Source organism: Nostoc sp. (assembly GCF_054880495.1).
On sequence record NZ_JBTYKD010000001.1, the window covers coordinates 1 to 10,067 of the forward strand.

7 protein-coding genes and 1 pseudogene are annotated in these 10,067 nt (G+C 43.3%); all 8 read left to right on the plus strand.

Going from position 1 to position 10,067, the window contains the following annotated elements; translation table 11 throughout:
• The first annotated feature begins 206 nt into the window (after positions 1-206).
• Entirely contained in the window at positions 207-1,127 is a 921-nt protein-coding gene (locus tag ACYTXL_RS00005; RefSeq protein WP_461922942.1) for a cytochrome c oxidase subunit II, read from the plus strand.
• On the plus strand, positions 1,117-2,772 hold the full coding sequence (ctaD, locus tag ACYTXL_RS00010) for a cytochrome c oxidase subunit I (protein ID WP_461922943.1): 1,656 nt from the start codon (positions 1,117-1,119) through the stop codon (positions 2,770-2,772). Before ACYTXL_RS00005 ends, ctaD begins: the two co-directional genes overlap by 11 nt.
• 79 nt (positions 2,773-2,851) lie before the next feature.
• Positions 2,852-3,517, plus strand: coding sequence for a cytochrome c oxidase subunit 3 (locus tag ACYTXL_RS00015; protein ID WP_461922944.1), 666 nt, complete (start codon positions 2,852-2,854; stop codon positions 3,515-3,517).
• Between the two features lie 39 nt (positions 3,518-3,556).
• Positions 3,557-3,802 (plus strand): hypothetical protein, encoded by a 246-nt coding sequence (locus tag ACYTXL_RS00020; protein ID WP_334791018.1) that lies wholly within the window; start codon positions 3,557-3,559, stop codon positions 3,800-3,802.
• 56 nt (positions 3,803-3,858) lie between these two features.
• Complete coding sequence (locus ACYTXL_RS00025; RefSeq protein ID WP_461922945.1) at positions 3,859-5,226, plus strand: NAD(P)/FAD-dependent oxidoreductase; 1,368 nt, start codon at positions 3,859-3,861, stop codon at positions 5,224-5,226.
• A gap of 608 nt (positions 5,227-5,834) precedes the next feature.
• On the plus strand, positions 5,835-6,239 hold the full coding sequence (locus ACYTXL_RS00030; protein ID WP_461922946.1) for a peptidoglycan-binding domain-containing protein: 405 nt from the start codon (positions 5,835-5,837) through the stop codon (positions 6,237-6,239).
• A gap of 834 nt (positions 6,240-7,073) precedes the next feature.
• Entirely contained in the window at positions 7,074-9,110 is a 2,037-nt protein-coding gene (ligA, locus tag ACYTXL_RS00035) for an NAD-dependent DNA ligase LigA (RefSeq protein WP_461922947.1), read from the plus strand.
• A gap of 140 nt (positions 9,111-9,250) precedes the next feature.
• Positions 9,251-9,424 (plus strand): annotated as a pseudogene (locus ACYTXL_RS00040) (DUF4058 family protein); the annotation flags it as partial.
• Positions 9,425-10,067: the final 643 nt, after the last annotated feature.

The window sequence follows — 10,067 nt, forward strand, 5'->3', positions numbered from 1 at the left end:
CCCACAAGAAGTAGTTGAGTATTTTTTTATTTGGAAGTCCCTTACGCAAAACTACACGCGTAGGGGCAATACCCTGCGGTCAGCTAAAGCTACATGAATTGCCCCTACCTAAAAATCATTCTTTTCAGCTATTGTTTGCGTAAGTCCTGATAAATTAAAGGTGCAATAGATGATGAGTGCGTATTGGACTTTGGACAAAAATTGCTATGTTTAGATTTTTAGAATATTTACTAATAGCTAGTTATATCGCAGTTTTGCTCGTTATTAGCCATTGGATTGGACAGCTAGCTTATTCCTGGATGCCTCTTCAAGCCACCGCCGAAGCAAAAAAAGTAGATGATTTATTTAGCTTCTTAGTTTCAATTGGAGCTTTCATCTTGCTTGGGCTGGTTGGGATGATGTTGTATTCGGTACTTTTCTTTCGGGCATCTAAGGAAGACTACACCGAAGGACACCCTTCTAGGGGCGATGTGAGACTAGAAATTCTCTGGACAGCAACCCCGACTCTCTTGGTGTTGTGGATTGCTTTTCAAAGCCTCAATATTTATCAGCAATTAAATATTTTGGGTTTGGGGCAAATCGTGCATTTGCATCTGCCCTTAGAATCCCAACCAGCTAACGCCGCAATAGCCAGCGACGTTCCTAAACCTGCTTCTGAAACTATTGATGTTTTCGCTAAACAGTGGGAGTGGTCTTTCCGCTATCCAAATAATCTTACCAGTAATGAATTACACCTGAAAGTCAATCGCAGCACCCGGATGAATCTGCACGCACAAGATGTAATCCACGGTTTTTATGTGCCTGAGTTCCGCTTAAAACAGGATCTTATCCCCAAACGCAACATTGAGATTGTGCTAACGCCTACTCGCACGGGAAAATATAAGCTGAAAGATTCTCAATTTAGCGGTACTTACTTTGCGTTGATGGAAGCAGATGTATACGTTGAATCTGTTGAAGCGTATAACCAGTGGCTCACCCAAACGGCTAGCGAACCAACAACTGTAAAAAATCAGGCAATTGCTGAACATATTGAAGCAGCAAAGACATTATTTAAAAGCGGTTGGTACACTGTCGCACCCGATCAACCTGCTGTAGCTAATGAAAGGAAGGTAAGTAATGACACATGAATTCAGTGAAGCGATCGCGGAGGATAGAGAGCCTGTTGATAACTGGCGGCAATATTTCCGCTTCAGCACCGACCATAAGGTGATCGGTGTTCAGTACATGGTGATGACATTTATTTTCTTCCTGATTGGCGGGCTGTTGGCGATGATTATTCGTGCCGAACTGCTCACCCCGGAATCGAATTTGGTTGACCGCCCCTTTTACAACGGCTTGTTCACCATGCACGGGACAATCATGATTTTCCTGTGGATTATCCCGTTCAATGCTGGACTTTCTAACTACTTAGTGCCGTTAATGATTGGGGCGCGGGACATGGCGTTTCCTTTACTTAATGCCATCTCGTTTTGGATTCTGCCACCAGCAGGTATTTTGCTAATATCGAGCTTTTTGCTACCCAATGGGACCGCACAGGCAGGTTGGTGGTCTTATCCACCCGTCAGCCTGCAATTTCCCCCCGGACAACTAATTAACGGTGAATTCATTTGGATCGTCAGTCTCATATTGATCGGCATTTCTTCGATCATGGGGGCTGTCAATTTTGTGACTACGATCTTTTGGATGCGATCGCCAGGGATGACGTTTTTTCGGATGCCTGTGTTTGTTTGGTCGGTTTTCAGCGCCCAGTTGTTGCAGCTAATTAACTTACCAGCCTTGACAGGTGCATTAATCCTGCTGTTGTTTGACCTCGCTTTCGGTACGCAATTCTTCAAACCTGAAGAAGGTGGCGATCCCATCATTTACCAGCATTTATTCTGGTTCTATTCTCACCCGGCAGTTTATATCATGGCACTACCAGCCTTCGGTATTATTGCGGAGGTTCTGCCAGCCTTTTCCCGGAATCCTTTATTTGGTTATCGGTCAGTTGCGATCGCTACATTAGGTATTGCTTTTATCAGCATCTTCGTTTGGGTGCATCACATGTTCACCAGTGCCACCCCTGGCTGGATGCGGATGACTTTTATGTTTACATCAATGCTAGTTTCCATACCGACTGGGGTGAAGGCATTTGCTTGGACTGCCACTATCTGGAAAAGCAAGCTGCATTTAGAAACACCAATGCTATTTGCGATGGGAGCAGCAGCGATGTTTATTTTCGGTGGCGTTACTGGTGTGATGCTGGCTGCAACGCCCTTTGATATTCACGTCAACAACACCTATTTTGTAGTAGGTCACTTCCATTACATCGTCTTCAACACGATCACGATGGCAATCTTCGCAGCCATTTATTTCTGGTTTCCCAAAATAACTGGAAGGATGTACGCTGAAGGTTGGGGCAAGCTGCATTTTTGGCTGACCTTTATCCCTGCCAATATTACCTTCTTCTCCATGCACCCGTTAGGTTTACAAGGGATGTTGCGTCGAGTCTCTTCCTACGATCCACGGTATCAAGGATGGAACGTCATCGCTAGTTTAGCCGCATTCTTGCTGGGAGTATCTACTCTGCCCTTTATTGCCAATATTGTCGGTTCTTGGCTATACGGGCCAAGGGCGGTTGATAATCCTTGGCACGCTACTGGATTGGAATGGACAACCACTTCACCACCTCCGCGAGATAACTTTGCAGAGATTCCGGTTGTGACAAAACCCCCCTACGACTATGGCGATCCAAAATACTCAGTAATAGTAAATTCTGATCTGAGTGAGTAAGGAGTTAGACCAATTTTAATTACGAATTACGTTAGCGTAGCGTTAGCGAGTCATCGAGCGTCATTACGAATTACGAATTATGCAACCTCGCCCCATTCATCTAGATGAAAGTCCGATCCGTTTTGAAACGTGGCGGATACGCCTACCAAATTGGTTGCAGCGCTTCCTGCCAAGTGGTGGTGGGAGTCATGAAGATCATCATGGTAAAGGGATGTTCGGGTTTACCGTGTTCCTGCTGTCAGAGAGCATCATCTTTTTGAGTTTTATCTTTACTTATGTTGTTCTGCGACTGAATACTACTAACTGGCTACCACCCGGTATTTCCGGGCCTGAATTGTCGAAACTTGTAATGATTAATACAGTAGTATTACTTTCTAGTAGCTTTGTCATTCAACTAGCAGAAAATGCTCTCAAGCGTAATCAACTCAGTAAATTTCGCTGGCTGTGGCTGATCACGATCGCAATGGGAACCTACTTCCTAATTGGTCTATTAATTGAGTGGAAAAATCTCGATTTCAAGCTCACTACAGGATTAGTTGGTTCCACATTTTACTTGCTGACAGGTTTCCACGGTTTACACGTTCTGGCTGGTGTTGTGCTTCAGATAATTATGCTGATTCGCTCATTTATTCCAGGCAATTATAATCAGACTCACTTCGGTACAAGTGCAACCACATTATTTTGGCACTTTGTTGATGTAGTTTGGGTTTTCCTTTTCTCGCTTCTCTATCTTTGGCGGGCATAAAAAGGTTCAGTTAACCTAAGTATTTTCAGGAGTAACTTTATGAATTTATTCATCCAAGAAATACCAGCGTCAGAACGCGCCCCAAAAGCAGTTCAAGAAACTGCACCACCAGGAAAAGACCCCCTAATTGCACAGAATTTACAAAAAGAGCAATATATTGGCATTATCGGGCTAGCGATCGCCTTGGTTGCTGCTGTAGGATTTTTTAGTCGGAGAGTTGAATACGCGATTGGATTGGCTGTGATCCTCAGCGTTAGTTTGATTGCTTTGTTTTTATTCCTATAGTAGAGAAGCTCTGATTAATTGAACATCCTGATTTAACAATATTTGGAAGGGATTATATGAACACCCCAGTTTATCAAACTGTGATTGTCGGTGGTGGCTTTGCAGGGCTATTTACAGCCTTGCACTTAGCTCACGAACATTATCCTCGCTCTGTGATCTTGATTGATAAAGACGAACGCTTTTGCTTTAAGCCGTTACTCTATGAATATTTCGATGGCGAGATGGATACCTTGCAAGTAGTCCCACGTTTTTCGGAATTACTTAAAGGTAGTGGTGTGATCTTTGTTCAAGATACAGTGGAGTCGATAGACTTAGATCAAAAGGCAGTCAAATTAAGTTCGGGAAACTCCTACAATTACAGCAACTTAGTATTAGCTTTGGGCAGCGTTACTGGCTATCATCAAGTTGAGGGAGCCAAAGAAAATGCCTTTCCTTTCTGGACGCAAGAAGATGCGATCGCTCTGGAGCGGCATTTACGCGATCGTTTACAACAAGCAGTGCAAACTGAAGATTTAGAACAACGCCGAAAACTGTTAACAGTAGTCGTGGTTGGTGGTGGTGCTTCCGGTGTAGAAATGGCAGCAACTTTAGCTGATTTTCTTCCACATTGGTATAGCGCTTTGGGAGGCAATCAGAGTGAAATCCGCGTAATACTGCTCAATCCCGGTAAACAAATCCTTAATGGTGATATTAATGACCCCTTACGTGAAGTTGCCGAACGGGAATTGAAAAAACGCGCTGTGCCAATTGAACTACTCACCGGAGCAGAAGCCACTGCTATCCATCCCAACGCAATTGAATATAAGCGCAATGAGCAAATCGAGACATTAGCAACATATACTACAATCTGGACAGCTGGGACTTCCACCCATCCACTGATTAAAGATTTACCAATTCCCAAAGAACATCGGGATCATCGCGATCGTCTCCTAGTTACTCCTACCATGCAATTGCTCGACTTTCCAGAAGTTTTTGCCGGTGGTGATTGTGTGGCAGTTCAGAATAATTCGCTACCACCTACAGCTCAAGTAGCTTATCAACAAGGCGCTAATATTGCCAGTAATTTGAAAGCATTAGCGTTGGGAAAAGACCTCAAACCTGCTGAGGTTAACATCCGTGGAACTCTCTTGAAATTGGGGATAAATGAGGCTGCTGCTAACTTATTCAATGTTTTTGAAGTTGCAGGTGAACCCGCGCATTTAATCCGTCAAGCCACTTATTTAACGTTATTGCCAACACCAACTCATGATTTCAAAGCGACAACTGAATGGGTGGATGAGAAAATTTTTCATCAGCACCTCAACCCTCAAGATGTAGGGAAAAAAGTGGTGCAAGCGGTGGAATTAGTTGGTGCTGGAGTTGTGGGCGTTTTAGTTGCCAGAAAATTATTGAAAATGTTAGGTGATGAACAGAAAAGGGGCTAGTACCGCTTTGGGTAATTCGTAATTCGTAATGACGCTCGATGACTCGCTAACGCTACGCTAACGTAATTCGTAATTCAAAAGGCTTTAATTTTAGGCTTTCTGGCTGTTTTGAATGGTAGGTTTATTTCCGCCGATCTGTTCCGCTAAATTACCCATAATAAAAAAACCCCACCCCCAACCCCTCCCCGCAGGCTCTTTGGGGTTCTCCGGGTTTAATAAGTAATCAACCGGACACGATACAAGTAAGTCAAATTAAATATAAAACCTCACCCTGCCTCCGGCTTGCCTCTCCGAACTCACAGAGAGGGATTGAGGGTGAGTTTTGATCTTATGTTTATTTCCGCCGACCTGTGCTAGTATCACAGGGCGGAAGTCAAAATTGCGACACAATTCTAAATAAATTAGTGTCATGCTTTCGCCACAATGTTGCCATAGCTCTGTCAATATAATGTGTGATGCTAAAGCTCTGGGTTAAAAGATAGGCTCACTCTATACTAAACCCACACACCAGAGTCTACCGAGAAGAATCACTATAAGGCACTAACCCTTATTAGGATGACTCTTCTAATCAAAATTTAATAATTCTCATAGTTAGAAGGAACAAAAAGATGAATTGGAAAGTACTTGCTTTGCTCCCTGCCTTGACTTTAGCTGCTGCTCTACCTGCTTACTCTTTAACCAATAATAAAAGCCACAATCCGACTACTGCTTCCTACGTTGCTCAAAATCCCCAGCCGGGCAACACCATGAAAAAGCCTAATGCTGCCCCAAATGTTCATCCCAAGCACAGGTCTAATAGTACGGCAAACAATAGTAACGTACTGAGAGTAGGTAGCAGAGGAGAGGCAGTCAAAACTGCTCAGAATTCTTTAAAACAGCAAGGATTCTATACTGCAAAGGTGAATGGTGTCTTTGATAACAAGACACGTTCAGCCGTGATCCAATTTCAGAAGTCTAAAGGGTTAAGAGCAGACGGAATAATTGGACACCGGACTTTGGCATCTCTGAAATAAAATGGTTTCAGCTTCTTGACTAAATTTTAGATTTTAAATATTGGATTTTGAATCTTCAATCCAAAATCCAATATTTAAAAACGTCTGAAGGCGAGAGATTCAGTAACAACTCTACTGTTTGATGCATTCCTGAGTCTGCAATTTCCTTTGGCTCAATCGATTGCAGTAATTCCTACTTACTGAGCGGATACGATAAATTGTTTATGACCTTAACCATAATTGTGCTAAGGAATTTTAGTCTAGAAGACTTACACCTGTTTTCAGGTAAATAGACCACGCGGTAGGGGCACAGCAATGCTCATTGGTGTCAACTTAACCTAGAACTTAGGCAAGGCAAGCTTTCGAGGTTTGACCCTCACAAGAACAGCCCCTCTCCCAAAATTGGGAGAGGGGAGCAAATTCTCTAGTTCCCCGAATCCCAACTTGGGAGAAGGGGTTAGGGGATGAGGGCAAAACGTCTTCTCAAAGCAGCTTTTTTCTTAAGTTGACACGCATGAGCTTTTTCTGTGCCCCTACGACAGATGTGGTTCAAATACATGAAAACTGCTGTAATATTTTAAAATTACCTCTACAATATATAATAAAAAATTATTTGTTAAGTTTGCCTAAAGTACCTCTGTTAATGGCAAACTGATTGGCCAAACCCAATTTTTATGTACCTTGACCAGACGACAGTTAGTCGCGGCGATGCATACAAAACCTGCAAAAGCAGGCTTCATCATCTTTACATCTGTTTTCATTTATTTGAACCACACTACTCCCCGTCTCAGTTGTGGTCTATTTATCTGAAAACAGCTGTAAATTGTATTGGCTAGGTATTTTGTAATAAGTCTAATGACACAGATTAAGCCGGAAGTAAAGCGCACAGAAGAATTGCGCCAGTTATTGCAACAAGCCAGCTATGCTTATTACGTTTTAGATGCTCCAATCATGGAGGATGCAGTCTATGACCAGCTATATCGAGAATTGCAACAACTGGAAATTCAATATCCAGAATTGACGACATTCGATAGTCCGACTCAGCGCGTAGGTGAGCTTAAGCATACGCAGTTTATCTCGGTGCGGCATAATATCCCCTTGTACAGTCTGGAGAATGCGTTTAATATCGATGAGTTGCAAGGGTGGGATCAGCGTTGGCGGCGACAAATGTCTAAAATAGACTCAGTGGAATATGTCACTGAACTAAAAATTGATGGTTCTGCTTTGGCTCTTACCTACCAAGATGGGATTCTAGTTAGGGGGACAACTAGGGGTGATGGAGTGACGGGTGAAGATATCACCCAAAATGTGCGGACAATTCGCTCAATTCCCTTGCGTTTGAATTTTGAAGGGTTAGAAATTCTGGAAAGGGTGGAAGTGCGAGGCGAGGCGTTTTTGCCTTTGGAAGTATTTAAACAAATTAACGAGGAAAGGCAAAAAGCAGGTGAGCAATTATTTGCCAATCCCCGTAATGCCGCAGCTGGTACACTCAGGCAACTAGACTCCCGCATTGTCGCTAAACGGCGGTTAGATTTCTTTGGCTACACTTTGCACATTCCTGGTAGAGATGATACCAGTATTGCCAATACCCAATGGGAAGCCTTGGAGTTGTTGAAAAAGATGGGTTTTCCAGTGAACCCTAACCACAAACTCTGTGCCTCGATCGCAGGAGTGGCAGAATATTATGAATACTGGGATACGGAACGGCTGAATTTACCCTACATGACTGATGGGGTAGTAGTGAAGCTGAATTCTTTTAAATTTCAGGAACAGTTAGGGTTTACCCAGAAATTCCCTCGCTGGGCGATCGCTTTGAAGTACGCAGCCGAAGAAGCACCTACCCGTGTGGAAAATATTGCTGTAAATGTGGGACGAACGGGGGCGTTAACGCCGTTAGCAGAAATGCGCCCGGTGCAACTGGCGGGAACAACAGTTTCCCGCGCGACTTTACACAATAGCGATCGCATTGCTCAATTAGACATCCGCATTGGCGATACTGTGATTGTCCGCAAAGCTGGGGAAATCATCCCAGAAGTGGTGAGCGTATTAAAAGAACTCCGTCCCACTGACACCGAACCCTTTGTGATGCCCAGCCATTGCCCAGTTTGTAATCAACCTGTGGTGCGAGAATTAGGTGAGGCGGTGACTCGCTGCGTCAATGCTTCCTGTGCAGCGATTCTTAAAGGTTCCATTGAACATTGGGTAAGTCGTGATGCCTTGGATATTAAAGGCATCGGGGAAAAATTGGTGTATCAACTCGTTGATAAAGGTTTGGTACATTCCGTTGCCGATTTATATGAGTTGACAGCAGAGAAGTTATCTGCATTGGAAAGGATGGGGAAAAAGTCGGCAGAGAAATTGATAGATGCGATCGCACAATCGAAAAATCAACCTTGGTCAAGGGTATTGTATGGCTTAGGCATCCGTCACGTTGGCAGTGTGAATGCCCAATTGTTGACTCAGAAATACTTCATTGTAGACCAGTTAGCGACAGCAAAGCAATCAGATATTGAAGGAATTTATGGTATCGGTGCTGAAATTGCCCAATCTGTTTATCAGTGGTTTCGGATTGATGCCAACCAAAGGTTGATAGAACGTCTGCAAGCAGAAGGATTGCAATTAGCTGCCACAGAGGAAACAAAAATAGTTGGTGATGGTAATCAAAAGTTTGTAGGTAAAACTTTTGTAATTACGGGAACATTGCCAACCTTAAAGCGAGATGAGGCGAAGGCTTTGATTCAAAAATCTGGGGGGAAAGTGACTGATTCAGTAAGTAAAAAAACAGATTATTTAGTGTTAGGAGAAGATGCTGGTTCTAAATTAGAAAAAGCGCTATCCTTGGGAATTACGCAGTTAAGCGAGGCGCAATTTTTGGAGATGGTTGAAAAATAATTCGTAATACTTCTCTACGAGAGGCTGCACTTCGGCAAGGCTCAGTGACCACGCCAACGAGTGCGCTCAGTACAAGTTCGTAATTACTTGAGTTGTTGTATTATGGAAGCATGGAAAATTATTAGCACGAAAGCTGTTTTATGCCGTCTCAATTTCCGGGAATGAATCCTTATCTTGAAAATCCCGAATTGTGGTCGGAAGTCCATCATCGGTTAATTACAGCGATCGCTAATGCCATTGAGTCCAACCTCAGCCAAGATTACCGGGTTGCAATCGAGAAGCGGGTCTATACCAGTGTGCCAGAAGATACTATAGGAATCATATTTGATTTCTGAAAAAATCTCGGTAGTAATGTTGCAAAAAAATTGTAGGTTGGGGAGCCACTGCGTTGCGCGGGTTTCCCGCGTTGTAGCAAGTGGCGTTGGAGGCTTTGCCAAAGCCAACATCCTGATAATCAGTTGGGTTGCGCTCCGCTCCACCCAACCTACGTCTACGTCTAATGCACTATTTTAGCCTAGAGGGTCCACTACGTGCATTTCAAAAATAAAATACTAAGCTGTTGGACATTTAACTTGCATATTACCTGGAAGTAAAAGTCTTGTGGGGTAGGCATCTTGCCCGTCCTGGTTATGCAAATTAAAAGTACATTAGCTTAGTCCTATATATTGGTTGGTGTTCCCGATTGGTAATTGATTATCGACAAGAACCCATTCCACCCAGGGCTATTTCGTTCTAGACAGAAACCGCCCAGAACTGAAGTTCAGAGGCTCATAGCTAAAGTCCGTTTTAACGGACTATAACCTTTTCTTAGTCGTCTAAAGACGAATGAGTGCTATTAGACTCAGAATTCATTCTGAGGCGGACTAGTAGTTCATGTCATTAGTTTTGATGGGTTGGATAGATTCGTGAAAGTTTAATTCTCGCATCATCTATACGAAAGCGCCAATTAACACAAAC

Excerpts from the sequence above, each read along its gene's own strand:
- ACYTXL_RS00005 (WP_461922942.1), top strand. The coding sequence starts at position 207 with ATGTTTAGATTTTTAGAATATTTACTAATAGCTAGTTATATCGCAGTT.
- ctaD (WP_461922943.1), top strand. The coding sequence starts at position 1,117 with ATGACACATGAATTCAGTGAAGCGATCGCGGAGGATAGAGAGCCTGTT.
- ACYTXL_RS00015 (WP_461922944.1), top strand. The coding sequence starts at position 2,852 with ATGCAACCTCGCCCCATTCATCTAGATGAAAGTCCGATCCGTTTTGAA.
- ACYTXL_RS00020 (WP_334791018.1), top strand. The coding sequence starts at position 3,557 with ATGAATTTATTCATCCAAGAAATACCAGCGTCAGAACGCGCCCCAAAA.
- ACYTXL_RS00025 (WP_461922945.1), top strand. The coding sequence starts at position 3,859 with ATGAACACCCCAGTTTATCAAACTGTGATTGTCGGTGGTGGCTTTGCA.
- ACYTXL_RS00030 (WP_461922946.1), top strand. The coding sequence starts at position 5,835 with ATGAATTGGAAAGTACTTGCTTTGCTCCCTGCCTTGACTTTAGCTGCT.
- ligA (WP_461922947.1), top strand. The coding sequence starts at position 7,074 with ATGACACAGATTAAGCCGGAAGTAAAGCGCACAGAAGAATTGCGCCAG.